Annotated in this window: 26 protein-coding genes; 23 read left to right on the top strand and 3 right to left on the bottom strand. The window is 46.3% G+C overall.

Annotated features, from left to right (window positions below; genetic code table 11):
- Positions 1-4: 4 nt before the first annotated feature.
- The 4 genes from C0033_RS12505 (at position 5) to C0033_RS12520 (ending at position 6,444) form a co-directional block, all read left to right on the top strand.
- On the top strand, positions 5-1,984 hold the full coding sequence (locus C0033_RS12505; RefSeq protein WP_103228204.1) for an HD domain-containing phosphohydrolase: 1,980 nt from the start codon (positions 5-7) through the stop codon (positions 1,982-1,984).
- Positions 1,977-4,892, top strand: a complete 2,916-nt coding sequence (locus C0033_RS12510) for a response regulator (protein ID WP_103228205.1) — start codon at positions 1,977-1,979, stop codon at positions 4,890-4,892. The genes C0033_RS12505 and C0033_RS12510 overlap by 8 nt, the downstream gene beginning before the upstream one ends.
- 193 nt (positions 4,893-5,085) lie before the next feature.
- Complete coding sequence (locus tag C0033_RS12515) at positions 5,086-5,931, top strand: tyrosine-type recombinase/integrase (RefSeq protein ID WP_103228206.1); 846 nt, start codon at positions 5,086-5,088, stop codon at positions 5,929-5,931.
- Between the two features lie 309 nt (positions 5,932-6,240).
- Positions 6,241-6,444: a helix-turn-helix transcriptional regulator gene (locus tag C0033_RS12520; RefSeq protein WP_103228207.1), complete on the top strand. Its 204-nt coding sequence runs from the start codon at positions 6,241-6,243 to the stop codon at positions 6,442-6,444.
- 186 nt (positions 6,445-6,630) lie between these two features.
- On the opposite strand, the gene C0033_RS27050 is transcribed toward C0033_RS12520, so the two are convergent.
- Positions 6,631-6,795 carry a hypothetical protein gene (locus C0033_RS27050; protein WP_180994710.1) on the bottom strand — a complete coding sequence of 55 codons (165 nt, stop codon included), beginning with the start codon at positions 6,793-6,795 and terminating at the stop codon, positions 6,631-6,633.
- 57 nt (positions 6,796-6,852) lie between these two features.
- Positions 6,853-7,287, bottom strand: a complete 435-nt coding sequence (locus tag C0033_RS12525; RefSeq protein WP_103228208.1) for a GNAT family N-acetyltransferase — start codon at positions 7,285-7,287, stop codon at positions 6,853-6,855.
- 322 nt (positions 7,288-7,609) lie between these two features.
- On the opposite strand from C0033_RS12525, the gene C0033_RS12530 reads away from it, so the two are divergent.
- Positions 7,610-7,972, top strand: coding sequence for a response regulator (locus C0033_RS12530; protein WP_103228290.1), 363 nt, complete (start codon positions 7,610-7,612; stop codon positions 7,970-7,972).
- 329 nt (positions 7,973-8,301) lie between these two features.
- Here C0033_RS12530 and C0033_RS12535 read toward each other — a convergent pair whose 3' ends face one another.
- Entirely contained in the window at positions 8,302-8,664 is a 363-nt protein-coding gene (locus tag C0033_RS12535) for a hypothetical protein (RefSeq protein ID WP_103228209.1), read from the bottom strand.
- Positions 8,665-9,103: 439 nt separating this feature from the next.
- Here C0033_RS12535 and C0033_RS12540 point away from each other — a divergent pair, with 439 nt between their 5' ends.
- From C0033_RS12540 to C0033_RS27635, 18 genes are all read left to right on the top strand, one after another.
- The gene (locus C0033_RS12540) at positions 9,104-9,829 is read left to right on the top strand and encodes a LytTR family DNA-binding domain-containing protein (protein WP_103228210.1); all 726 of its coding nucleotides are present in this window, start codon (positions 9,104-9,106) and stop codon (positions 9,827-9,829) included.
- Complete coding sequence (locus tag C0033_RS12545) at positions 9,826-11,163, top strand: sensor histidine kinase (RefSeq protein WP_242984491.1); 1,338 nt, start codon at positions 9,826-9,828, stop codon at positions 11,161-11,163. The genes C0033_RS12540 and C0033_RS12545 overlap by 4 nt, the downstream gene beginning before the upstream one ends.
- 226 nt (positions 11,164-11,389) lie before the next feature.
- Positions 11,390-12,238, top strand: coding sequence for a zinc ribbon domain-containing protein (locus tag C0033_RS12550; protein WP_180994711.1), 849 nt, complete (start codon positions 11,390-11,392; stop codon positions 12,236-12,238).
- 406 nt (positions 12,239-12,644) lie between these two features.
- On the top strand, positions 12,645-13,118 hold the full coding sequence (locus tag C0033_RS12555; protein WP_146043765.1) for an FHA domain-containing protein: 474 nt from the start codon (positions 12,645-12,647) through the stop codon (positions 13,116-13,118).
- Between the two features lie 27 nt (positions 13,119-13,145).
- Complete coding sequence (essC, locus tag C0033_RS12560; protein ID WP_103228213.1) at positions 13,146-18,119, top strand: type VII secretion protein EssC; 4,974 nt, start codon at positions 13,146-13,148, stop codon at positions 18,117-18,119.
- 3 nt (positions 18,120-18,122) lie between these two features.
- Entirely contained in the window at positions 18,123-18,839 is a 717-nt protein-coding gene (locus C0033_RS12565) for a LytTR family DNA-binding domain-containing protein (RefSeq protein ID WP_180994712.1), read from the top strand.
- Entirely contained in the window at positions 18,836-19,570 is a 735-nt protein-coding gene (locus tag C0033_RS12570) for a hypothetical protein (RefSeq protein ID WP_103228215.1), read from the top strand. Before C0033_RS12565 ends, C0033_RS12570 begins: the two co-directional genes overlap by 4 nt.
- Before the next feature lie 57 nt (positions 19,571-19,627).
- Positions 19,628-19,876: an EsaB/YukD family protein gene (locus C0033_RS12575; protein ID WP_103228216.1), complete on the top strand. Its 249-nt coding sequence runs from the start codon at positions 19,628-19,630 to the stop codon at positions 19,874-19,876.
- A gap of 120 nt (positions 19,877-19,996) precedes the next feature.
- On the top strand, positions 19,997-20,356 hold the full coding sequence (locus tag C0033_RS12580) for a hypothetical protein (protein WP_103228217.1): 360 nt from the start codon (positions 19,997-19,999) through the stop codon (positions 20,354-20,356).
- A gap of 14 nt (positions 20,357-20,370) precedes the next feature.
- Positions 20,371-20,676 (top strand): WXG100 family type VII secretion target, encoded by a 306-nt coding sequence (locus tag C0033_RS12585; protein ID WP_180994713.1) that lies wholly within the window; start codon positions 20,371-20,373, stop codon positions 20,674-20,676.
- Positions 20,677-20,688: 12 nt separating this feature from the next.
- Positions 20,689-21,018: a WXG100 family type VII secretion target gene (locus C0033_RS12590; RefSeq protein WP_103228219.1), complete on the top strand. Its 330-nt coding sequence runs from the start codon at positions 20,689-20,691 to the stop codon at positions 21,016-21,018.
- A 9-nt stretch (positions 21,019-21,027) separates the two neighbouring features.
- On the top strand, positions 21,028-21,339 hold the full coding sequence (locus C0033_RS12595) for a WXG100 family type VII secretion target (protein ID WP_103228220.1): 312 nt from the start codon (positions 21,028-21,030) through the stop codon (positions 21,337-21,339).
- 46 nt (positions 21,340-21,385) lie between these two features.
- A complete protein-coding gene (locus C0033_RS12600) occupies positions 21,386-21,688 on the top strand; it encodes a WXG100 family type VII secretion target (RefSeq protein ID WP_103228221.1) in 303 nt (100 codons plus the stop codon).
- Between the two features lie 74 nt (positions 21,689-21,762).
- Positions 21,763-22,077, top strand: coding sequence for a WXG100 family type VII secretion target (locus C0033_RS12605; protein ID WP_103228222.1), 315 nt, complete (start codon positions 21,763-21,765; stop codon positions 22,075-22,077).
- 108 nt (positions 22,078-22,185) lie between these two features.
- Entirely contained in the window at positions 22,186-23,727 is a 1,542-nt protein-coding gene (locus tag C0033_RS12610) for an FHA domain-containing protein (RefSeq protein WP_103228223.1), read from the top strand.
- A gap of 8 nt (positions 23,728-23,735) precedes the next feature.
- Positions 23,736-24,491 carry a PP2C family serine/threonine-protein phosphatase gene (locus C0033_RS12615; protein ID WP_180994714.1) on the top strand — a complete coding sequence of 252 codons (756 nt, stop codon included), beginning with the start codon at positions 23,736-23,738 and terminating at the stop codon, positions 24,489-24,491.
- A 20-nt stretch (positions 24,492-24,511) separates the two neighbouring features.
- On the top strand, positions 24,512-26,497 hold the full coding sequence (locus C0033_RS12620; RefSeq protein ID WP_103228225.1) for a protein kinase: 1,986 nt from the start codon (positions 24,512-24,514) through the stop codon (positions 26,495-26,497).
- Positions 26,498-26,509: 12 nt separating this feature from the next.
- Positions 26,510-26,632 carry a hypothetical protein gene (locus C0033_RS27635; RefSeq protein WP_278320748.1) on the top strand — a complete coding sequence of 41 codons (123 nt, stop codon included), beginning with the start codon at positions 26,510-26,512 and terminating at the stop codon, positions 26,630-26,632.
- The last annotated feature ends 10 nt before the right edge of the window (positions 26,633-26,642 follow it).

Genomic DNA, 26,642 nt, shown 5'->3' on the forward strand with positions numbered 1-26,642 from the left:
AGGTATGAAAAGAGATACGATCATTATTGTAGATGACATGGAGATCAACCGTGTTATTCTTCGGGGCGTGTTCGAAAAAGATTATAAGCTGCTGGAGGCTGAAAATGGAGATCAGGCTCTCCTTTTGGCAGAACAGCATCACAGCGAGATTGCAGCCATGCTTTTAGATCTGGTGATGCCGGTAAAAGACGGATATCAGGTAATGACAGAGATCGGCAATAAGAATCTTCTGGCTGAATTTCCGGTTATCGTGATAACTGCTGAGGATTCGGCTGAGAATGAGGTTCAGGCATTTGATTTGGGCGCATCCGATATTATTATGAAACCATTTGAACCTCATGTGGTAAAACGGCGTGTTCAGAATATCATAGAACTGAATTTACATAAATTAAATCAGGAAGAGCTGATTGAAGAACAGGCGGCAAAGCTGAGGGAGTCCAATGCGGTTATGGTCGATGCGCTGTCTTCTATTATCGAGTACAGGAGCGTGGAAACAGGACAGCATGTTAAACGTATCCGGATGTTTACCCAGATCCTTTTGGAGGACGTGGCCCGAAGTTATCCGGAATTCGGATTAACAGAGCAGAATATCAGCATTATTGTCAGCGCTTCTTCCATGCATGACATCGGGAAAATAGCCATACCGGATTCGATCCTCAATAAACCGGGACGCCTGACGCCCGAAGAATTTGAGATCATGAAAACCCATGCGGTAAAAGGCTGTGAGCTGCTGGCCGGACTCGACCGGATGAGTGATCGTGAGTATCTTCAGTATGCCTATAACATCTGCCGCTACCATCATGAACGGTGGGATGGAAAAGGATATCCGGACGGACTGAAAGGAGAGAGTATACCCGTATACGCACAGGTTGTTGGAATTGCCGACTGCTACGACGCGCTGACTACGGATCGTGTATACAAAAAAGCCCTTTCGCCGGAAGTGGCATTTAACATGATTTTAAATGGGGAGTGCGGATCATTTTCACCTAAGCTATTGGAATGTTTTAAGAACGTGCGCGTCACATTTGCAAATCTTTCGAAAGAATATGCGGATAATAATCTTCAAAAGAGCGATGATTTAAAGTCCGATTCCTTTTTAAAACCCAAGATCAATGACAGCTTAGACACCGTTCAGCTGGGGCAGATGAAGTATTTTACGCTGCTCAGATACATGGATTCCACGGTTATGGAAGTGGATTTAAATACAAATCTGTATCATGTGGTCTATCTGTCCAGCAAAGATTTTGAGCCTTTGAAAACGGGCAGCCAGTTTACGGAAGCAATTCATAACTTTACTGAAAATGCGGTCCATCCGGAGGATCAGGCCATGATGCTTGAATTTCTGGATGCTGATATGGCGGAATTTTTTGAAGCGGGTTATATGAAAAAGGCGAAAAAGTGCCGCATTTATGACCGGATCAGGAAGATATACCGTTGGTGCGAAGTTACGGTGATGCGGATTGATACCGGATATCCTCATCAAAGAAAGGCTGTTTTAATATGGAAAGAACTGGATCAGGAGATTTCGGAGGCAAAGGAAAATGCGCCTTCCGGTTATGATGACAATGTTTTACAGGGACTGTTGGGAGGGATTCAGCAGTGTCTCAATGACCAGGGATTTACCATCCTCCATATAAATGAGGGATTTGCAGACTTATTAGGATACACGGAGCAGGAGATTAAGGAGAAATTCAACAACCAGTTTGTTAATCTTATCTACCCGGCAGACCGGCAGGAGTTTCTGCGGCAGGTGAAGGAACAGCTGAAATCCGGTAATTCCGTGGAAGTGGAGTACCGGGTGACTGCAAAAGACGGGCGTGTTCTGTGGGTATTGGATAAGAGCCGCCTTGTGACGGGAGACGAAGGAAAAGAACATTTTGTCTGCGTTTTAATTGACATCACACAGACAAAGAAGGCTCAGGAAGAACTGCGCCTTATGCTGGAGCGCCATAAGATGATTGTGGAGGGGGAGGTTAATGAATAGAGAAATTCAGGAAGAGATAGAATCCTTCGCAGACCGGATATTGCGCAGCTATTTCTGTGAATCGAATGTAGAGTTTCTGATCTCCACATTTACTCCGGATATTGTGTGGCTTGGAGCCGGACCGAATCAGAAGGAAGAAGGGGCGGAACGGGTTGCGGCCTGCTTTCGGAGCGGACAGAGCGATCTGGCCCCCTGTGACATGTCGGAGGGAAGTTATGTGACGCGTCAGCTGGCGGAAGACTGCTACCTGTGTGAAGGAGAGAGCTGGATTTCACCAAAGAACAATACTGAGATGTATTTTATGACGCACCAGCGGATTACCTTCATTTTTGTGCGTGAAAACGGCCGGCTGAAGACCGCCCACATACATAATTCAGTAGACTATTCGGATATTTCTGAAGATGAGCTCTTCCCGGCGAGGGCCGGCAGAGAGGCGTATGAGCGGTTAAAGGAGAGCCTGGATTTAAAGGAGAGGCAGATTGCCAAAGCCAATCAGGACGTGGAGCGGAGAACCAGGTTTTTGGCCCAGCTTTATAATACGATCCCATGTGGAATTATCCAGTTTATGCCGGATGATTCCCACCAGATTGTCAGCATAAACAGGCGGGTGTGGGAAATCTATGGTTTTTCATCGGAAGAGGAATATCGGAAGGAAGTTAAATCACCCCTTGAACTGGTACTTTTAAAAGACCGGGAAGAGGTGGAAGAACTTCTCAGAAATATGACGCTTGGCGGCGGGATGATAACCTATAGCCGGGAAGGGCGCAGAAAGGACGGAAGTTCTGTCTGGGTTAATGTGGTTATGGAACGTTTAATCAATGCGGATGGCGTGGAAGTTAACCAGGCGATTTTTAATGATATAACAGAGATGAAAACCCTTTTGATCGCCCAGGAGCAGGAACGGATCATAGAAAACCGTTCGCTGAGGGCAGCTACCTGCACGGCTTATCCTATGATTATGAGCATTAACCTGACGAAGAACCTTTATAATTGTTTTATTGAAGAGCAGAAGAGCTTTTTAAAATCCAGTCAGGGAGCGTTTGATGATCTGCTGGAGGAAATGGCGTCGCAGGTTTACCCTTCTTTCCGGGAAGATTTTGTCAATAAATTTTCCAGGCAGGAAATACTAAAACGGTTTGAATCCGGGGAACATGAGATCTATATGGAACTGCAGGAAGAAGAATCCACCGGTGAAAAACACTGGATTGCGATTCACATGATCTATGTCGACAATCCGGTTAATGATGATGTGCTGGCGATTCAGATGGTAAAAGTGCTGGATAAACAGCGGGAAGAAAAGCTGCGCCAGGAACAGCTTCTGAGGGATGCGCTGATGGCCGCCAAAGCGGCGAATAATGCGAAATCAGATTTCCTTTCCAGAATGAGTCACGATATAAGGACTCCGATGAATGCCATCATCGGCATGAGCACGATCGGCCAGTTAAAGACCGATGATGCGGCGCATGTTATGTCTTGTTTCCAAAAGATAGACGCTTCTTCCAGATACCTGCTTTCTCTGATCAACGATATTTTAGACATGTCCAAGATCGAAACGGGAAAGATGGAGATCATGAAAGAAAAATTCGATTTTACCGATTTTGTGGAAGAATTGATATCCATCATTTATCCTCAGTCCATTGACAAAGGGATTCATTTTGAAGTGCATATCAGCCAGGAGATAGAACGGTATTATATAGGAGATGAACTGAGGCTGAAACAGATTCTCTTAAACCTGTTGTCCAACGCTTTGAAATTCACCTCTTCCGGAGGAAGGGTGGATATGGATATCCGGGAGGCGAGGCGCACCAATGGATTCGCATATCTGGATATTAAGGTGAGCGATACGGGAATCGGAATTGACCAGGCATTTTTAGAAAGAATTTTCCAGCCGTTTGAGCAGGAATCCTCTGAAAAAGCGCGCAATAATGTGGGCAGCGGTCTGGGGCTTGCAATTGTCTATAACCTGGTTCAGCTCATGAATGGAACCGTGACCGTTCAGAGTGAAAAGGGAAAAGGGGCGTCTTTCTGTGTTACCGTGCCTTTGGAAGTGACGGAAGATAACGAAGAACAGGAACTGCAGAGGAAAAACAGGGAATTATTAAAGGATATTCATGTCTTAGTCGTGGATGATGATGAGATTGTGGGGGAACAGGCGGCTTTAATCCTCAGCGGGATCGGGGCAAATTCACTTTGGGTGGATACAGGGCAGAAGGCGGTGGAGGAGATGAAGGCATCTCTGGAACGCGGACATATTTATGATATTGCCATGATTGACTGGAAAATGCCTGATATGGACGGGTTGGAAACTACCCGCCGGATTCGCCGTATAACCGGGCCGGATACCACGATTATCATTATATCGGCCTATGACTGGTCCGGAATAGAAGAAGAGGCCAGGGAGGCGGGAGCGGACTGCTTTATTCCAAAACCGTTGTTCCGCTCCACCATATATCAGACATTTGCCCATCTGGAAGAACGGCGCAGGCCGTCTCCGTCTCGCACCAGTGCAAATCAGTTCTGCTTTAACGGGCAGAGGGTTTTGCTGGTGGAAGATAATGAATTGAATCTGGAGATCGCTAAAGTCCTTTTGGAGAATTATGGAATCAAGGTGGATGATGCGTCCAACGGACAGATGGCGGTGGAAAAATATCTGGCGGCGTCCCAGGGATATTATTTTGCAGTACTCATGGATATCCGCATGCCGGTTATGGATGGGCTGGAAGCGACCAGGGCAATCCGTATGCTGGAACGTGATACGGGATACCGGGTGCCGATTTTAGCAATGACGGCTAATGCATTTGACGAAGACAGGAAGATTGCATATGAAGCCGGAATGGACGGGTATATTGTAAAGCCTTTAGACATCCAGAGCCTGTTGGAAGAACTCAACAATTTTATAAATATTTAATTTGCAGAGCACAGCAAAAAAGACCAGAAGTAGTCTTTTTTGTTGTGCTTTTTTGTTCTAATATGGTGATGCATAGAAGCACGGTATTTTTACATATCTAAGGAACGCCGCATAAAGGATGTTTGTCCGGGCAATATACTGTTTATACTATATGTATGTTTGAAATAATGGAATCGGAAAGGAGAAGCGTATTATGATAACTGGCGAAATCACCATGGAATTGATTGAACGTTATGAAAGGCATCTGTTTGAAGAAGAAAGAAGCAAGGCGACGATAGAAAAATATATCAGGGATATTAAAAAGTTTTTCCTGTTCCTGTCAGAGGACAAACGCGTGAGCAAAGAGGCGATGATCGCATTCAAAAATCAATTGGCGCGGACCTATAAGATCAGCAGTGTAAATTCGATTCTGGTTGCAGTCAACAGTTTTCTTGTTTATGCCGGTCTTATGGAATGCCGTGTGAAACAATTTAAGCTGCAGAGAAATCTTTTTTGCCGTAAAGACCAGGAATTGACCAGGGAAGAATATCTTAAACTGGTACAGGCCGCAAAATCCAGGGACAATGAACGGCTGAGCCTGCTGATGCAGACCATATGCTGCACAGGGATCAGAGTCAGCGAGCACCAGTTTATATCTGTAGAAGCAGTAAAAAAAGGATATGCGGTTATCTGCAACAAGGGAAAGACCAGAACCATATTTCTGGCGCCGGAATTGTCCGCGCGTTTGATGGAATACTGCAATAGGAATCGTATTAAGAACGGGGCGGTTTTTATTACTAAGAGCGGTAAACCGTTGGACCGCAGCAATATATGGACCATGATGAAAGCTTTATGCAAGGATGCAGGTGTGGACTCCAAAAAGGTATATCCTCACAATCTGCGCCATTTATTCGCATTTACTTTCTATGGAATAGAGAAGGATTTACTGAGACTGGCGGATATTCTGGGACATTCCAGCATCGAAACAACCAGAATTTATACGGTTTCAAGCGGTACGGAACACAAAAAAATGCTTTCCAAATTAAAACTGCTATGTTAAGAAAATAAAAAAACTACATATTGTAAATTATGTGGTTTTTTCCCGGTAAATAAGAGATAAAAAGCGAATATTTATTTATTATAGAAGATTAAAAAGAGAAATATTGAAAGGTAAAAACAATAAATTTACTTGCAAACCAGTTTTTTTGCAAATTTTGGAGACCCTCATATTGCTTTTTTAAATAAAAAATTGCATAATAAATATGTATTTATCAAAAGAACACTACATAATTTACATTATGTAGTAAAGTTCCGGCGGGTATGACCTCGGGCCGGATTAAAAACACCAGAGAAAGCAGGGGCATCGTTTATGACTAATTTGAAAAAATGTACGCCTTTTGGAATGCAGGTAAAAATAGCGCTGATTAAAAACAACATGACGAATCAGGAATTGGCCCAAAAGCTGGGGTATACAAATTCTACGATTAGTGATGTTATTTTTGGACGGAATTTAAGCCAAAGAACAAAAGAGCGGATTGCTAAAGAATTGGGAATTGAGATCGAAATGGAGTAAAAAACGTTTTTCGATTCAACAAAGCAAGGGTTTACAGACAGGAAAGTCAGTTGGAAAAGATTGTTCTCTTTTTGCGGATAATTTTGTACGGCGGGCTTTTTTTGTTATAGCCAATATGGTTAATTGGAGGACAGCTATGAAGTTGCTTAGTTTATGGATAATAAATCGTTTGTGAATTTATCATAATCAAATTTGTGGAGCCACAACAGGAACTATACCAATAATATGCAAAATATCACTGTATTCCTTGCCTTTGAAAAAAATATATGCTTTTTGGCAGAACCTATATACTTCATCATCAACACCAAAATGCTCTGTAAAATAAGCGGGAGAATTTATATTTAATTCCATAGTTCCCTCCAAATCCCGATTTGTGGCGTTGTCCCACCCCTTATAAATCGGAATGTATCAAATCCATTGTATAAACGCCGTCTTATCTTCGCTATTATAGCCGGCATTTCGATAGAATTGTAATGTTGCATCTTTCTTGGAACCGGTTAACAGCATAAGCTTATAGCATTTCTCTGCTATCGCAATATCTTTCGCATAATTAAGACATATTGTGGCCAATCCTTTTTTCCTATATGCTTCATCTGTAATGACATTTTCTATAAATGCATATGGCTGCTGGTTGTGCGTTAGATTAGGAATAATTACACAGACACAGGAAGAGACTATTTTACCATCTTCCTCCACTACAATAATGTGATGATTATTGTCCTGTAAAATCTGATTCCAAAGTTTTGATAATTCGTCTGAATTTATAACGACTTCGCTGTTATGTAATTGTTCGTACAAATGAAGTAATCCGTTTAAATCGCTTTCCTTAACTTCTCTAACCATTGCCACAGAACCTCCTCCAATTTAACTTCGTTAATTTCTGTTCTCTATACATTTTACTACCATCTTTTGAATTTGTCTATGAATCCTCTGTTTTTGGAAACAGACGGAGCCCGCGCAGGGATTGGAAGGCGGAACTGTTACCTGACTTTCGCCCTCGAAAATAAAAAATCGCTAAATGCCCGTTTTATTTTGCCATTCTTTGCGATTTAATATTATATAAGCATTTTTATTACTGCGGATCAAACAGTTACATATTAAAAAAGGAGTTACAGAAGCCTTTGATAAAAAAATGCTGCTGAAGCGGCAGAATGTGAGGAAAAGAATGGAAGAAAAAATATTAATCGTGGATGACGCGGCATTTATCCGGCTTCTGATTAAGAATACATTAAAACGCGCCGGTTTCAGCCGCTTTTTAGAAGCTGAAAAAGGAAAAGAAGCGCTAGAACTGTATAAAAAAGAAAAGCCTGATCTCGTAATACTTGATATAACCATGGGAGGAATGTCCGGCCTAGAAGTATTAGAAGCCCTGATAAACATAGACCACCAAGCCCGCGTCATCATGTGCTCCTCAGTCGGAAAAGAAGAAATAGTCCAAAAAGCACTAAACCTAGGCGCCTGGTCTTTCCTGGTAAAACCCTTTAACCCAGAAACCCTGTCCCAATTGGTCCAGAACGCTTTTACCTAAGAATATCCCTTCACACCATACTCAATCTACCTGAATAAGCAGTTTGCTTTTCACCAGGCCAGCGAAAACCAGCATGGAATCGGGAGGCGGAACCGGGAGACGAAGGTTGAAGGGGCTGTCCGGGCCGGGGAAGGAAGATGCGGGCAAATGGGATCGTATGGAACCCCTTTAGTGCTGCCTCGTTCTGTCCTTACGGGCCTTAGCAGCACTTAGGGGCGAATCCCGAATCCCATTTGCCCGCATCTTCCTTCCCCGGCCCGGACAGCCCCTTCAACCTTCGTCTCCCGGTTCCGCCTCCCGATTCCATGCGTCCCCTCGCCAGTAAACGCTTATTCCCCCACCCCCATGCACCGCCCCAGGGCCTGCTGCATTTTTTGATAGGTCACCGGTTTTTTCCCAAACCAGGACAGACAAAGTCTGTACGCCTGTACTCCAAAATCCAGGTCGGAAAACCAGATGAATTTCTCATGCGGCAGATGGATGCTGGTGATGAGGTTCAGCCCGTCAACCCCATTCTGGGCAATGACGATTATGTCGGGTTCCGCCTGCCGGAGCATATCAAATAATTCTGGCCAGTTTTTACATCCTTTGGCCGATACCTCCTGGTTTTTCTGGGCGCAGAAACGCCTGACATATTCTAAAATCTCTTCCCGTTCCGCCGGGTCAGAGGTACAGACAATTATATTCCACATAGAATTCCTCCTTTCCGTATGGGGTTCGGGTTTCAAAAGGTCTTGCCCCTGCAAATTGTCTGAATTGTTTGTCAGGGTTCGGAATTAAGGACTCCTAAGACCGCCAAATTTTGCTAAAAGCGAGACGAAAATGCAGAACTCGCTGCGCTCAGACATGCTGTCATTTTCGTCTCAACGCTAAATCCGGCAGTCTAAGGATTCCTAAATTCCTGCACATGCAAACAATTCAGACAATTTGCAGGGGCAAGACCTTTTGAAACCCGAATCCGTATGATCCATTAATTTAACTTTAACATAGATGAAAAGACGGCGGTTTACAAGCGCCGGGCCTGAAAGTGACGTTTTTTGGCCTGAACTTACATTGCGGGAATCCAATTCTTCTTGTAAAATAGTCTTTAACAGGCAAATTGTTTGACGATGCGGGAGGGGGACTTCTGAGATGAAAGCCGCTATTATAGATGACCTTGCGATTTGCAGGGAGGAAATGCGTGAGAGTTTGAATCGCTATTTGGACGAAACTTATTCGGGGGACATGCCGGTGATCCGGGAGTTTGAAAGCGGGGAGGATTTTTTGTCCCATTTCAGGCCGGGGGACTATGACATTATTTTTATTGATCAGTATATGAATGGGTTATCCGGAATCAACACCGCCAAAAAAATCCGGGAAAAGGACGAGCTGGCAGCTCTTGTATTTGTCACTACCAGTCTCAGCCATGCCATAGACAGTTACGAGGTGAGGGCCTGCGGTTATCTGGTTAAACCATATACATATGAGAAATTCAGGAAAACCATGGAACTTACCCATCTGGAAAAGATACGAAGCGCCCGCTTTATCAGCGTAGAACAGAATAAGTTTTTGCTGCGGGAGATTCTCTGGTGTGACCGTGACGGACATTATATTCAGATACATACTGAAAAGAGGGGCATGTTCCGCTCCCGCATCCCTTTTGCGGAACTGACCGGGCTATTGGCGCCTTACCGGCAGTTTGTGAACTGCTATAAGAGCTGTATTGTCAATATGGACCGGGTGGAACAGGTGGACGGCCTGGATTTTTTGCTGGATACCGGTGACAGAGTTCCTTTTTCCGGGAGGAAAAAGAAAGAGATGGAAGAGCTTTTTGATGAGTATTTATTCTGGAGGGAAAGGGAGGATGAGATGGAATGATGAAGGTGATTGACACTTTGATGGTTATCGCATTTCCCCTTTTGGATTTTCTTCCCTTCAGTCTGCCCCAGTACTGGCTTTTTCGGGACAAGCTGAGGATTCCGTTCCGATATACGGTGATGGTGCTGTTTTCCCTTACGGTCATCAACTGCGCAGCTTTTTATGTGGTCAATCTGGGCGGATATGAAGCGGCGGCGCAGTGTACCACATTGATGCGCTACAGCTTTCTGTTGTTCTATATGACCTTGTCTTTTCTGTTTATCAAGGAGCGGTTCACTAAAGTGCTGTTTACCAATCTGCTGCTGATTGCCTGGGCCTTTTTCGTCTATGGCAATGCCAATTATATTGAAAGCCGTTACTTTTGGGATTTCTCCGACCGTCATCCGTACTTGATTTACAATATTGCCCGAGTGGTGATTTATCTGATAATCAGCCCGTTTATGCTCCGGTTTTTCTACCGGACCGTAGCCAGCGCCCTGAAAATTGAGGATAAATCCATATGGCGGTATCTGTGGGAGATTCCGCTGTTTTCCACGATGTTCGGAATGCTGTACTGTTTCACCGATGATGTTTATGCTTATGCCACACGGCAGTTTATCGTGTCCCGCTACCTTATGCTGTTCGGTACCTGCTATGTGTCCTATGTTGCGTTGAAAGTTCTGGAAATCTCCCGCAGCCGCACACAGTTAGAAGAGAAGCTGAAATATGCGGACCGGAGTCTGATGGCTCAGAAAAAGCAGTTTGACAGCCTTTCTGCCCACATGGATGAGATGAGGAAGGCCCGCCATGACCTGCGCCAGCATCTGACCGTGGTACAGTCCTATATTGACCGGGATGATAAGGCGGGACTGGCGGATTATCTGGACATTTACCAAAGTAAGCTTCCGCCCGATGTGACGGAATATTTCTGCAGAGACGACGTGGTAAATGCGGTTATCAGCTATTATGCGTCAATGGCGCGGGAGGCGGGAATCGAATTTATGTCGAAAGTCTCTTATCCCAAGGAATGTCCCATGTCCAGAACCGATATTACGGTACTTTTAGGAAATTTGCTGGAAAATGCCGTGGAGGCCTGTAAAAAGGAAAAGGACTGCCAAAAGTTTATTAAGCTCAGAGTGAAACAGAGGGGGCAGTCTTCACTGCTGATTCTGGTAGATAATACGTGCCGGACGCCGGTATCATTTAAAGACGGAACGCCTCTGTCCACCAAACGGGAAGGCGAGGGGATCGGCACCGCTTCGGTACGCGAAATTGCCGCCCGTTATGGGGGAACCGTGAAATTTGAACAGCGGGACGGCGTATTTTTCGCCTCTGTTTCATTGAAGACAGTTTAGGGAAAATATGAATGATAAAAAGCTCGAATTGTGTCGTAATTGTGTAAAACAGAGATTGCTTAATTGTATGAACTGGTATAAAATGGCCTTGAATCAGGTTGTTCATCATGCCTGATGTGCATTTTATCAGGAATTATGCGGTAGCAGTATTAATTGAGTTAGAATAAGGCTATCAAATAAATCACTGATAGATAAAGACCAAGAGATACAAAAGGAGGAAATGAGTATGTTTTGCCCAAATTGTGGAACAGAGCTTCCAGATGATTCCGTGTTCTGTGGAACTTGCGGACAGAGAGTAGACGAAGAGGCAGGTGGCGTACAGCAGCCATCAGGTTATGTGAATCAGCCGGTATATGAGGCAGAGCCGGCTCCGGTACAGAACAACAAGAAGAATGTTAAGCTGATCGGAGGTCTTGCGGCCGGAGCATTGGCATTGATCGTGATCGTGGTGATCGCGATGAAGGTTTTCGGAGGCGGAAGCTATACAAAGCCTTTGAATCAGGTATGCAAATTACTGAATAACAGAGATACTAAGATTGAAAAATACGTAGATGCGGTATGTCCTAAGTTCATGGTAAACGCGTATAACAATGGTGTCAGCCTCATGAGCGACATAGACGGATTTGACGAGGCTATGGACGAGGCCAAAGATGAATTAAGCGACGGATTTGACGATTTGAAGGAAATGTACGGAAAAGATTTCAAAGTGAAATACGAAATCCTGGATAAAGACAAGATGAGCAAGAGCGATCTTAAAAAGGTTAAAAGTTCCTATAAAAACCTTCGTTCTTATCTGGAATGGGTACAGGAAGACGGTAGATTTTACGGAGATATTGAGGATGAACTGGATTCCTCTACGCTTAAAAAATTCAATAAATTAGTGAATCAGCTTTCTGACGATTTAAAAGATATTGAGGTGACAGACGGATATACTCTGGAAGTTAATATCAGCATTGAAGGAAAAGAAGATGACGATGACCAGGATATTACGGTGAACGTAATTAAGGTTAACGGTAAGTGGTGTATCGATATAACTTCCGGTGATTTTAACATCGTTTCCAGCCTTTTGTGGTAGTAAAACCGGATGTAAATCAGCTTGTCGTAATACCGTTTACATGGTATACTTGAACCATTAAAAAAAGATTTTACACACAGGGGAAGTATGATGAGCGTGGTCGTAAAAGCTGGTTTCGAAAATCGAAAGGAGCAGAATACTGGTATTGTGATGACGCAAGCCATCACAATGCTGGATATTCGGGCTCTTTTTTTGATATCATAGCAAACGCCGGAGTCTGACTTGTCAGACTCCTTATTTATAAAAAGAATTTAGAAAACAGGGGGGAGTCCCGGTGAAAATGGGTTTCAAATTACTAAATAATCCATTCTATATAATAATCGGTGTAATAGTTATAATTGTTATCATAGCTCTCATAACCGTTTCGAAAACCGGAAAAAGGAAGAAGGAACAGCGCAGGCTTGCCATGGAAAAACTGCGGGAAGAAGCGTTGGACCGGGCTCTTGAAAATCCGGCTAAAAAGAAAGAGGTGAAAGAGAGAAAAGGTCTTCAGCGCCCTGTTGCGGTGGATTATGGACAGGATGAAAAAGCGCTGAAACGGGAAGCCCCGGCCCGCGGCAGATGTATGCTGGAGCTGACCGAGATCAATGAATTATCGACGAGAAAATATCTGCTGAACCCATCTGAAGTCATAAGGATCGGAAGGCAGTTTGATGTAAATACAATTGTGATCAATAATCAAAGCCTGTCGGAACGCCAGTGTGAGATTTTTCAGTACGGACAGGATTTATATATCAGAAACTGCCAAATGTCGGTTCCCACCATATTGCTTCGAAAGTCGGATTCCGTCATTGTAGATGAAAGAGGCATTAAAATACAGTCAGGAGACTGCATCAGCGCCGGTTCCGTCCGGTTAGAAGTTTCCATTATCAGAAATTGATGAGGAAAAGCCGTCTTTGCCTGCAGAATGGAGAAAAATATGAGTATTGTACTTTCCGTTTATAGTAAAAGCGCATTTAAAGAATTTGTACTGCCTGCAATTAATAATGATGATACCACCATCATAGTTGATAAGCGTTTGTTCCGGCTGCATCAGGATGTGGTTTTAAAGCTGGAAGTGATCGAAAACCGCTGGATGTTTGCCGGGAATCGCTATTCCATAAGCAGAGGAACAGAGCCGTACGGAAGGGAGCCGCTGCGAAACGATGACATTTTTCTGGTGAACACGCCCTATGAAGAACAGCTTTCCATTACGGTCAGCGAGCAGGAAAGCTCTTTCTGCGCCTATGAAAAATACCTGTTAAAAGACGGCATGGCGGTCACGGTGGGAAATAAACCGGAATCCATGATCCGCTACCAGTATCAGAAACTGGTTTCCCGTGACCATGCGGTTTTAAAGATGCAGGGTCATGTGCTCCGTTTGGAGGATACCAGCAGAAACGGCGTATTCGTCAACTCCGTCCGGGTGGTGGGCTCGGCCCAGCTTCATTTTGGGGACAGCGTGGATATCTTCGGGCTCAATATGGTCTGTCTGGGGGATATTCTGGCGGTCCGTCCCTGTAAAGCGTTGGAAATCAATCATGAACTGCTGAAGGTTTGGACTATGCCGGTCAAAGAGGTTTCAAAGCCTCAGGGACTGATCAAACGCGAGAAAGAATATTTTCACCGCGCGCCGAGAAATATCGAAAAGCTGGAAGACGAAGCGGTGGAGATCGAAGCGCCGCCAAGCCCTCAGGATATGGGGGAGACTCCCCTGGCGATGGTAATCGGGCCGGCCATGACTATGGCAATTCCCATGCTGTTAGGAAGCGGTCTGGCCATCTACAGCAGCCGGATGTCAGGCGGCAATACAAGCGCTTTTATGTATACGGGGCTGATCACAGCCGTATCGTCGGCCGTGATCGGAGCCGGATGGGCCATTGCCAATCTGCGCTATACGAAAGATCGAAAGAAGAAGGAAGAGCTGAAGCGGTTTGAGCGCTACAGCGAATATCTGATCAAATGTACGGATACCATCAGGGGAAAATATGAAAAAAATACCCGGATTTTAAATGAACAATACCCGTCGGCAGCGGTGTGCAGCGGATATGACAGCACAACCATGCAGCTTTGGAACAGAAACAGCAGCCATGGGGATTTCCTGACGGAGCGCTTGGGCATGGGGGATATTCCATTTCAGGTTCCCATCACCATTCCTAAGGAAAAATTTACGTTAATTAACGATTCCCTGGCCGATAAACCTAAATTCATTCAGGATAATTACAGCACTCTTCACGATGTTCCCATCTGCATGGATCTGTTAAAAGAGCATCTGATCGGCGTGATCGGCGGAGAGCATAAAAAGGGCGCAGTGGATGTGGTTTACAATCTGGTAACCCAGATAGCGGCTAACAACTCCTATACGGACGTAAAACTGGCGTTTATCTATGATAAAGCCCAGGGAATTGACGCGGACTGCTGGGAATTTGCCAGATGGCTGCCCCATGTGTGGTCGGAAGATAAGAAAACCCGTTATGTGGCGGGTACCAAATCGGATGCCAGCGACGTATTCTATGAACTGACAAAGGTATTCCGCTTCAGGTCCGAAGAGCAGGCCGGACGGAATAAAGAGACGGCGCCCAAGCCGTATTATATCCTGGTGATTGCAGAACCCTCCTTTTTGGAAGGCGAGCCTGCGGCAAAGTATATCTACGGAGGGGCGGGGAATCTTGGCCTGTCAACCATTCTGCTGGCGGAAAAATATGAGGACCTGCCCAATGCGGTCGAATGCATTATTCAAAATGACAGCTCCTTTGCCGGATTCTATAATGCGGCCAGCGATTATGCCAAACGGACGGCTGTCCGCTTTGACGAGATGAACCGGAATGCATTGGAGGCGCTTGCAAGGCGTCTCAGCAATATCGAAGTGAACGAAGTGGAGATCGGCGGCGAGATTCCGTCTTCACTGACATTTTTTGACATGTACGGAATTTCCGGCCTTAATGAGCTGAATGTGGCGGACCGCTGGAGAAAGAACAGAACCTTTGAGAATATGAGGGCTCTTGTGGGACAGAAAGCCGGAGGAGCGCCCTGTTATCTGGACGTTCATGAGAAATATCACGGGCCTCACGGTCTGGTGGCAGGAACCACAGGTTCCGGTAAGTCCGAAACCCTTCAGACCTATATGCTCTCCCTGGCCATTAATTTCAGCCCGGACGACATCGGATTTTTCATCATTGACTATAAAGGCGGCGGAATGGCAAACCTGTTTGCCGGACTTCCCCATCTGATCGGACAGATATCCAATCTGTCGGGAAATCAGGTTCACAGAGCCATGGTATCCATTAAAAGTGAGAACCGCAGGCGGCAGAGGATCTTTAACGAATACGGCGTCAACAATATTAACCTGTATACCAATCTGTATAAGAATAAAGAGGCCCAAATCCCCATTCCCCACATGTTCATCATCATCGATGAATTTGCAGAGCTGAAGCGGGAAGAACCGGATTTCATGCGGGAATTGATCAGCGTGGCTCAGGTAGGCCGAAGCCTTGGCGTCCACCTGATTCTGGCAACCCAGAAGCCCAGCGGAACGGTGGATGATAATATCTGGAGCAACTCCAAATTCCGCCTCTGCCTGAGAGTTCAGGACCGTCAGGACAGCATGGATATGCTGCATAAACCGGACGCGGCTTATCTCACCCAGGCGGGAAGATGCTATCTTCAGGTGGGAAATGATGAGCTGTATGAATTATTCCAGTCGGGATGGAGCGGAGCGTCCTATGACGCGGAACTTGGCAATGCGAAAAATGTGGTGGCAAAGATGATTTCCGAAACCGGAAAGACCGGAATCACCGGAAGCCATACGAAGATGAAGCGGAAAGAAGAGGTTCTGGAACGCTGGATTATCAAACTGATGGGCTATGCGAAAGAAGCTCTTGAAAAGACCGGCAGAAATATGGAAAAAGCGGTGGCTCTGATCTATCAGATGATGGAGAGGGATCATGTGGACTATGCTGTGAACGATTATAACACAAGGCGGCTGATGGATTTTACAGAGCTGTACGAAGATATCTGTATGGAAGCGGAGGAAGACAAAAAAGAACAGGCGGCCCGCATTGTGGCGGCTGCAAAACGCCTTGGAAAGAAGCTGCCGGAGCAGAAGGAGAAGACCCAGCTGGACGCTGTGGTGGAATACCTGAAAGAATCGGCTCAGCGGCTGGGATACCAAAACGATATCAAATTATGGCTTCCCGTTCTTCCTGAAACCATGTATTTGAAACAGCTTCCCGGATATGAAGAGGAAAGCTTTGACGGAAAAAGATGGCCGGAACAGGGCCACAGATGGAATCTTCAGGTTAAGATCGGACTTTATGACGATCCTGAGAACCAGGCTCAGAGCCCGCTTGTGGTGGATTTTGCAGAAGGCGGACACCATGCGGTCTGCGGTATGGTTATGAGCGGAAAGAGCACATTTTTACAGTCTCTGGCGTTTGCGCTGGTCAGCCGGTATACGCCTGATTATGTAAACCTGTATGCCATTGATTTCAGCAGCCGCATGATGTCCCCGTTTGAGGGGCTGGCCCATGTGGGCGGGATCATGTATGAAGGGGATATGGAGAAGATTTCCAAGTTCTTCACCATGATTTCCAGGATCTTATCAGAGCGCAAGCTTTTGTTTAAGGGCGGAAATTACAGCCAGTATGTGCAGGCTAACGGAGTGACCTGTCCGTCAATTATAGTGATGATAGACAGCTATGCGAATTTTAAGGAAAAAACGGAGAACCAATATGAAGACGTGCTGATCCAGCTGGCAAAAGAAGGGTCTGCCAACGGCATCTATCTGGTGCTTTCGGCGGCCGGATACAGTTCGTCGGAGATTCAGTCCAAGATCGGAGACAATATCCGCACCTCCATCTGTCTTGAAATGGCTGATAAATTCCAGTATGCGGACGCTTTAAAGACGATGCGGGTATCCGTGCTTCCGGAGTCCAATATCAAAGGGCGTGGCCTTGCAGTGGTGGACGGCAGCATTTTGGAATTCCAGACGGCTCTTTCCGTGGAAGCGGAAGACGATTACAAGCGTATGGAGGCCATTAAGGCGGTCTGTGAACGGATGAATACATGCTGGGATGGCAAACGGGCGAAGCCGGTTCCTGAGATTCCGGCGAAGCCGGTATGGTCAGAGTTCGCGGCTTTGGAAGATACCGTCAATGCGGCAGCGGATGACAGAACGCTTCCGATCGGATACAACATGGAGACGGCTGCGGTTTACGGCATTGATCTGAGCAGAATCTACTGTTACCTGATCTCAGGAAAAGCCAGAACCGGAAAAACAAACCTGATGAAGGTGATGATACGTTCGGCGGCTCTCAGGGGAGAGAAGATCTGGGTGATCGAATCGGGAGCGGAAGAGCTTCGCCAGACCGCAGAGGAAGCGGGGGCTGAGTATCTGGATTCCGATCAGAAAGTATATCATTTCTTTGAAAGCATTATTCCTTCCTTTAAGGCCAGAAACCAGCTGAAACGCCAGTGCGTAAGCGAGGAACTGGAAGAAGAGGCCATCTATGAACGGATGCAGGAGCATGAGAAGTACCATATCTTCATTGCCGATCTGAAGGGATTTGTAAACAGCATTTATAATCCGCAGCCGGGTGTGGCGTCCATGCACGGATTTGTGGAGAATATTACGGATAAAGGCGTGCTGCACAATGTATTTTTCTATGCCTGCTTTAACCAGGACGATATCAGGGATGTGGCGGGACGGAAGATTTATGAGAACTTTATCCGCATGAAAAATGGAATTCATCTGGGCGGTAAGGCCGATGAACAGAGAATTTTTGATTTTAACAGCCTGCCGTTTATGGAGCGCAGCAAAGCGATGAAGGCAGGAAGCGGTATGATTCCTTCTGAAGAGGGTGAAAAGCCTTGCAGAGTGGTGATACCTTTATCCAGGGGGTAAATGATGATTTCATTTTTAACATATGATGAGGACAAGGGCGAGCTTGCCGCCATCAGAAAGCAAGTAAAGGACCTGGCTGGAAAATTGAGCGAAGAGGATTGGGATATCCGGGACTTTTTAAAACTGCCGGAATTTCAGGAATACATAAAAAAGGAGCCTTTGGCCGATGTGATGTGTTATGACGTGACCCAAAAGCAGGGGCTTGAGTATCTGGAACAGATCAGATCCAGGTACAGGGAGTCTCTGCTCATGGTGGTGGCGGACGCCGCCGTGTCACCCATGCGCTATTTAAGGCCTGCGATCGCTCCGTCCTCTCTGCTGCTTCGTCCGGCGGACGAAAAACAGATTCGGGAAGTGCTGGCTGAAACGCTTCAGTCCTTTTTGGAGCGGTTTGAGTCTGAGGATATGGCGGAGTGCTTTATGATCGAAACGCGAGAGGGAAAACAGTATATTCCATACAGCCAGATCTATTATATGGAGGCCAGGGAAAAGAAGATTTTTGTCAGAATTCTGGATCAGGAGATCGGATTTTATGAAACCATGGAGAACCTGGAACAGAATCTGCCTTCTGAGTTCATCCGGTGCCACAGAAGCTACATAGTTAACGGTAAAAAGATTGAAAAAGTAATGCTTTCTCAAAATATGGTCACGCTTAACGGCGGGCTGGCGGTGCCGCTGTCGAGAAGTTATAAAAAATCTCTGAAGGACTATAAGATATGATGAAGGAAGAAGAGAAAATCTACTATTTTAAGGAATTAGAGCTGGCCGTTCTGCTGACCGTGTGCGGAGTGGAGGAGCTTTACGGATTTCCCGTTTCCTATAAAGAGGCGGATGACAAAGAGCTGATCCGGTGCATTCACGGCCTTGTTAAAAAAGGCATATGCCGGGAAGAAGGCGGCAAGCTTGTGGTTTTGGAAGATGTGGCCGGATGGATAGAAAAACTGAGAATTTCCCGGACTGTGGTCAGAATGATGACGGACAGGGAACATGGCCGTATCTGTCTGGCCTACACGGCAAAAGACGGACTGGTAATGATGGAAAAGCAGTTTGAGGAATTCCGGTTATGGTGGGAGCCGTTTGACGGGCTTTTAACCTGGATGGAAGAATGCGGGCTGGCACCTGAACGGGCGGAGGAAACGGCCGCGCAGGCAGACCGGATATGCCAAATGGACCCGGGAGTGCAGAAGGAACTGGAAAAACTGGAAGAACAGGGGCCGGACTGCAGCGCGGATCTTAGCCAATTGGAGCGCATGGAAAACAGGATATCCTCTTTTGACGTGATTTCCGCCGGAATGGGATTTACGGAAACGCGCTATCTGATTGTCAGGGGAAGCATTTATCCCTATCTTCTGACTTGCGGCAGGGACGGAAAAAGGGCGGAAGTATACGCTAAGGAAACATGGGATCAGATCATCAGGAACTTCCATTCCGAAGGAGATGTGCTGATCTGAAAAGATACTGTGAACATAGAATGAGACGGCCGTCAGGGCGTCGGAAATGAGGAAAAGATGGTACTGGTAGACGTAACGGTGCCTTCCCTTGGAAGGACTTATGATTTCAGCCTGGACGAACAGGTTCCGGTATCCGTGCTGATTCCGGAAATGGTGGAGATGATATGCCAGAAGGAGCGGTGCGGTTTGGAGGGGATGCAGGACAAACTGAATTTATGCTGTCTGGATACCCGGGAAATCCTGTCGCCGGAGGCCGATTTGAAACAATATAAGATAGTAAACGGAAAGCGTTTAATGCTGATTTAGCCTTAAAACAGGCAAATCATGATAAAACAGGTCATCCGTCATAATAAATGTGCGGTTAGTCAGCTTTCTATGACTTGCGCACTATGATTTGGTACTATATGGATACAAGGAGATGAGACAGTGTTTAAAGTAATAATTCAACCGTTATTAGAGACATGTGACAACTTAAAAATGTCCGGCCGGCGCCTGGAGCTGGAAGCTGAAACATTAAAAAGTGTGGAAAGCGCATTAAGCGGTCTGTCTTATCTCGATGAACAGAGAAGAGACATCCGAAAGAAGCTTGAAGAGCTTGAGGAAAAGCGGGTGCAGCTGAACCAGATGGAGCAGGCGTTGTCCGCAATTGCAGATTGGTACGGACGGACCGAGGAACGGATCGCAGAAGAATATGAACAGCCGAAAATACCGTTTTTATCAGCGGAGTTCGATGTGAACAGATTCAGGGATCTGGCGGTAAGCCTGAAACGGATGGAAGTTATTTAAAGGAGGTAGGAACAGTGGCAGGCAGCATAATCGAAGTTACGATTTCTTCGCTGAACAGCGATATTGATACCTTGACGAGCACGCTTAATTCATTGAAAAGCCATTCGGACCGGATGCAGGAACGGATTCTGGAACTGGGTGCCATGTGGGAGGGGCCCGCTCATGAGAGCTTTAACGCTCAGTTTCAAAACGATTATATGGCGCTTCAGACTCTTTATAAAACCCTGGAAGAGCTGATTCAATGTATGGAGTATGCCAAGTCCGAATATCAGAAATGTGAAGATTCCGTAAGTTCTGCGATCGCAGCGATACGGATCTAGGGAGGATGAGAGATGGGATTACTTGCTTCCGGGGTACATATTAAAGTATCCACAGACGTATTAAACAACAAGGCAGCCGAGGCTGCAAAAGAAATTGAAGGCATGAAAGCAGATTTCGACACGTTAAAACAGACGGTAACCGCTTCTTCTTCCTACTGGATCGGGGAGGCCGGGGATCTACACAGAAAACTGTTCGCAGACCAGTCGGATGATATTACCGAGATACTGAAACGGCTTGGCGAACATCCGGTGGATTTACAGCAGATTGCAGGCGTTTATGCAGCTACAGAGGCTGAGGTTCAGGCCATGGCGGGCGAGCTTCCCGCAGATGTGTTATTTTAGGAGGGCGTTATGAGTTCAAGATCAGAGATAAGGTTTAATTTCAGAACTGCCATCAAGCAGGCAGAGCGGCTGGAGACTTCGGCCAGCCAGCTGAAAAAGCTTGCCAATACCTCTCTTGAAAATTCATTGGATACCCTTTCAGGAAGCTGGAAAGGTGAAAATGCCAGCGCGTATATCAAAAAGGGGGTTATCCTTCAAAAGGATATCGCAGCCACATCCGAAGAACTGAACCGGGTGGCCGCCGACATCAGGAGAATCGCAAAAAGAATTTATGACGCGGAGATGGAGGCGCTCAGAATCGCCAGCAAGAGAGATTACTAAAGGATATAATAATTAAATTTAATGATAAAATAAGGAGGACAATCATATGTCAGCATTTTCAGTAACAGCAAGCCAATTAAGAAAGAAAGCGGAAGATTTAACAAATTTAAATTCCAGATTAAAAAATGAAATCGGAACCCTGGAGGGATATGAAAACCAGCTGGCTTCCATGTGGGAAGGCCAGGCTCAGGCAGCATTCCGCAACGCATTTAACAATGATAAAGGCCAGATGAACGCATTTGCAACGGCAATCGACCAGTATGTAACCGCTCTTTTAAACATTGCGGCGAAATATGAGCAGGCGGAGCAGAAAAATCAGGAAATCGCATCATCCAGAACTTACAAATAGTGAGAAAAGTTACACAGTGCGAATTATAAAAGCAGCGTCTAAACAGAAATCAGATCAGAAAAGGAGAATAAATTATGGAAGGCATTTTAAAAGTAACACCTGAAAAATTAACCGAGGGAGCATCTAATTTTGGAAATTCCGGTAAAACCGTCAGCAGTTTAACATCAGAGATGATGACAACCGTAAAAAATCTTTCTACCGTATGGGAAGGCGAAGCGTCATCCGCTTATGTGAACAAATTCAGCCAGCTTCAGGATGATATCGAACGCATGAACCGCATGATCCAGGAACACGTTACCGATTTAAACGATATGGCAAGAACCTATCAGGAAGCGGAAAATGCCAACACCCAGGAGTCCGGCGGACTTCAGGGAGATGTGATTCAGTAACAGAGGTTGAAGCGCCGGGGGCTGTGTGGACAGCGCCTGGCTCTTCTGGTATCCGACATTTCTAAGATAAGTTGATAATGCCGCTGATGCGGCGGAATAAGAGGGAGTATGAAAAAATCAGGTTTAAAAGCGCTGATGATGGCGGCGGCAATTGCCATGGCGTCTGTTATGCCGGCCTCTGCCGCAGATCCGGGAACAGTACTGAATACAGATACCCGGGACGGCCAGATCGTGATGTATGTCCAGAACCCGGGAGAAGTGCAGAGCCTGGAGTATCAGATCGGAACCGGTCTGTGCGGCCAGGTTGAGAGCGCTTCCATATCCGGGCAGGAGGTTCCTCTCAAGACAATTATACTGCTGGACAATTCGTTGTCCGTGGTGGAAAAATACCGTCCCCTTATCAGCCGGACCATTCAGGATATTGTGGCGGACCGGATGGACAGGGAACAGTTTACGATCGCCACATTCGGCGAGAGCATCCAATATCTGATCCAGGACAGCAGTGATTACGCACAGATTAAGCAGATTGTGGACGGAATCAGTTATCAGGATCAGGAGACGTATCTGACTGATGTGCTGTATGATCTGTTAAAAGAACTGAATTCTTCTGAGGATGACTGTTTTAAACGGATCATTATCATTTCCGACGGGGTGGATAATAAGTCCATCGGCTATACAAAGGAAGAGTTATATGATTTGATCGGCAAAAATCCATATCCTGTCTATACGCTGGGATGCACCTATAAGAATAACAACGAGCAGCTCAAGAACATGTTTGCGCTGTCCCGCATGAGCAATGGGAGATCGTATCTTCTGGACGAGGTGGAGGACCCCATCGCGGTGGTGATGGATTTGGCTGCGGATCGGGATGTTCTTCGCATAACCGCCCGGCCTGATGCGAAACAGTGCGACGGATCGGTTAAAACGGTTCAGGTCACATTCCATACCTCAGGCGGTGATGTGACTTCCATGTCGGAAGTGCGTATGCCTATGGTTCAGGCTGTTTCGGAGCCGGAACCGGAAGTCAGCCAGCCGGAAACAGAGGAACCGGAGACAGAACCGGTCAGTGTGCCGGATGAGGAAGAGGAGGAGCCAAAAGAACGTGGAATTCCTCTGGCAGTACTGGCCATTGGCGTGGGAACGGTTCTGATATTCATGGCGGGAATTACAGCTCTCGTAGTGGTAATCGTGAAAAAGAAGAACAAAAAAGAGACATTTGAACCGTTTAACGGCACGATCCCCAACAGCGCCCCGGCAGCCCCGGTGAAAAAGTCGGAGACGGAATGGCTGGAACAAAGAAAAGGCGGACAGGGCAATGACAGCACCCAGATGCTTTGGGATGACAAGAGAAAATATGTTTTGAGCCTGGCGGATCAGAAAAACCTGGCCCGGACGTTTGAATGCCCGCTGCTTCAGTCGGTGGTGATCGGAAGAAAGCCGGAAGCCTGTCAGATGGTGCTGGATTACGATAAATCGGTGTCCGGAAGGCATTGCGAGATATTCATTAAAAACGGCAAGTTTTATATCAGGGATTTAAATTCATCCAATGGGACATTTGTGAACGGCAGCAGGGTTTTGACGGATGCGGAAGTCTATTCGGGATGCATTCTCACATTGGGAAGGTTAACTTTAAAACTGGAGATTCATTAGAATTCAGAATGAAGGATAATATGGAGATAAACAGCAGAGGGATCAGTGATTGCGGATTAAAGAGAGGGATGAATCAGGATGCAATCCGGGTTTTGCAGAAGGGCAGATCCGGATTGTTTCTGGTGGCGGACGGAATGGGAGGCCACCAGCATGGGGAAAGGGCCAGCCGCCATCTGGCACAGGCTTATCAGAACTGGTGGACACAGGTATTTCTGCCCGGTTCCAACCAGGAATTTAACCGCCTTATGATGTCTTTGAAGGAGGTTTTGTACCAGGCTCACGAGTATATCAGGAATACGACGCCTGCCGGAGAAGTCTGCGGTTCCACGATTGTTCTTATTCTGATACATAACGGATATTATGGTATAATAAGTGTTGGTGACAGCAGAATCTACCAGAACAAGGGGTTCCGGCTGCACCAGCTGACTTCGGACGACGTGTGGGAGAACCTTCCTCAGACGGTTCAGGCCTTTTCTGCGAAGGAGATAAAATCCCACATGAACTATGGAAAACTGGTTCAGGCCGTGGGAGTGGGAGAACAGATCAGCTGCCACGCCCGCACGGACCAGCTGAAAAAGAAACAGATATTTTTATTATGCAGCGACGGCATTTACAAATACTGTCCGGAGCGGTTTCTGGAAAAAGAGATGAGAACCGCGCTGAGGACAGGACAATTAAACGAATCAATGGAGCGGATCAGGAAAAAGGTGTACGATAATTCGGCGCCGGATAACCTGTCGGCTGTCATGATCCGAATCGAGTAACCAAAGGAAAAAGGGGAAGTATGGATCCACGGTTTGCACAGAACTACAGAATCATTAGAAAAATTAATCAGGGCGGAATGTCAGAGATATTTCTGGCTGAGCAGATCCGGACGAAAAAGCAGCTTGTGGTAAAAAGCGTGTCGAAGAACCAGGGAGTGAAACTGGATTTCCTGGCGGAAGCGGATATTCTGATCCATCTGGATCACGATATGCTTCCTAAGATCTACGATATCTTTGACGAGACGGATAATGTCTACATCGTGGAGGATTATGTGGAGGGAGTCGCGCTGGATGTCTGGCTTCAGGGCCAGGGCCGCGCGCCGGAGAATGTGGCCTATTACTGGTTCACGGAACTATGCAGGGTGCTTCAGTATCTGCACGGAAACAGGCCGTTTCCCATCATTTACCGGGATATGAAACCGTCCAATATCATGCTGCAGCCCGACGGAAGGCTGAAACTCATCGATTTCGGCATTGCCAGAGAGTATAAGAGCGGCAATACGGACGATACGACCTACATCGGGACGCGGGGATATGCGGCGCCGGAGCAGTTCGGAAAGAGCCAGTCGGATGCCAGGACGGATATCTACAGCCTTGGCATAACCATGTACCATATATTGACCGGGAGAGGGCCCAACGAGGAACCTTTCTGCGGAAAACCTTTAAGGGAGATGGACCCGTCCATCTCAGTCGGAATGGATTATATCGTTTCCAGATGTATCCGTCCGGATAAAAATGAGAGATATCAGTCGGTCGATGAACTGATGGCCGATTTGAATCATATACATACATTTGATGCGGAATATAAGCGGTATAAGCGCAATAAACTGCTGAGGACGCTGACCTTAACGGCCATGTTTTTATGCTCGGCCGGACTTTTGGCCGGGGGATTCGTTCAACTGGGCAGAGAGAAGACGCAGCGGTATCTGGCTTGTCTGGAATCGGCTGAGGACTGTATGGAAGAGGCGCCCAAGGAGGCGATGGAGTATCTGAAGGAAGCCAGCCATATCGATCCAAAGAGGCCGGAAGCTTACGGAAAATACGCCTACGCCTTGTACCTGGACGGACAGTATGAGAAATGCATTAAATTCTCCCTTTCCAACCAGACGGATTTCCCGGATGACCCGGATCTTCTGCTGGCGCTGGCCTCTTCCTATTTCGAACTTGAGAATTATTCTGAAGCCGGGGATTATTTCTATAAAGCGGCCAAGAAAACGGATATGAAGATCGATAATCTTAGGGACTATGCGGTATGCATGGGACGGTTAGGGCAGATTTCCCAGGCGGAAAAGATTCTGGATCAGATCATTAAACTGGATGACACTCAGGACATTTCCTTTTATGTGGCGGGAGAAATCTACTATGTACAGGGGAAATACCTGGAGGCGGAAGAAACCTTTCAAAAGGTGATCGGCCAGACCGCATCTTCTCAGATGAAGAAAAGAGCTTATATTGCTCTGGCAACCACTTACCGGGACAGCGCTAAGCTGCATGCAGGCGATCCCCAGAGGATCGGAGATGTCTATACCAAGTCCGTCAATGCGATCGGTGATGCGCTTCGGGAAGAAGGAATGCAGAACAACACCGTTTTGATGGAGATGCAGTCGGCGGCCTATTATGGAAGAGCGATTGAACTGAATTACAACAAGGAAGATATGATTAAGGCGGCGGAAGGGTTTATAAAGGTAGTGGATGCGGGAATCCAGAAGGAATATCTGTATGTCAACGCATTTACCGCATACCAGTATGCCGGAGAATATGAAGCGGCGAAACAGGTCTTGGGAAAATACCAGGCCGCCTATCCGTCAGATTATGTGCCTCATGCGCTTTTGGCACAGCTTTATATAATGATAGAAAACGGGAAACCGGAGGCCCAGCGGAATTTTACAGCCGCATATGAGGAATATCAAAAGGCAGCCGGACTCGTGGATAAAAACAGTGACATCACCCAGTTTCAGCAGCTGGAAGGTCTGATTAACCAGCTGAAAAACGGCGGATGGCTGTAGAAGGAGGGCATGATGACATTAGGAACTCTGATGATAGCAGGAGGAGTTATTCTGTTGGGAGCTTCGCTGATTACAGCCGTGTTGTTCCATGTATTTCCTTTAAAATACGAACAGGAGCATGGAAAAGTACGGTAAAAGGGGGGGA

This window comes from Clostridium sp. chh4-2, from assembly GCF_002899675.1.
Classification (GTDB): domain Bacteria; phylum Bacillota; class Clostridia; order Lachnospirales; family Lachnospiraceae; genus CHH4-2.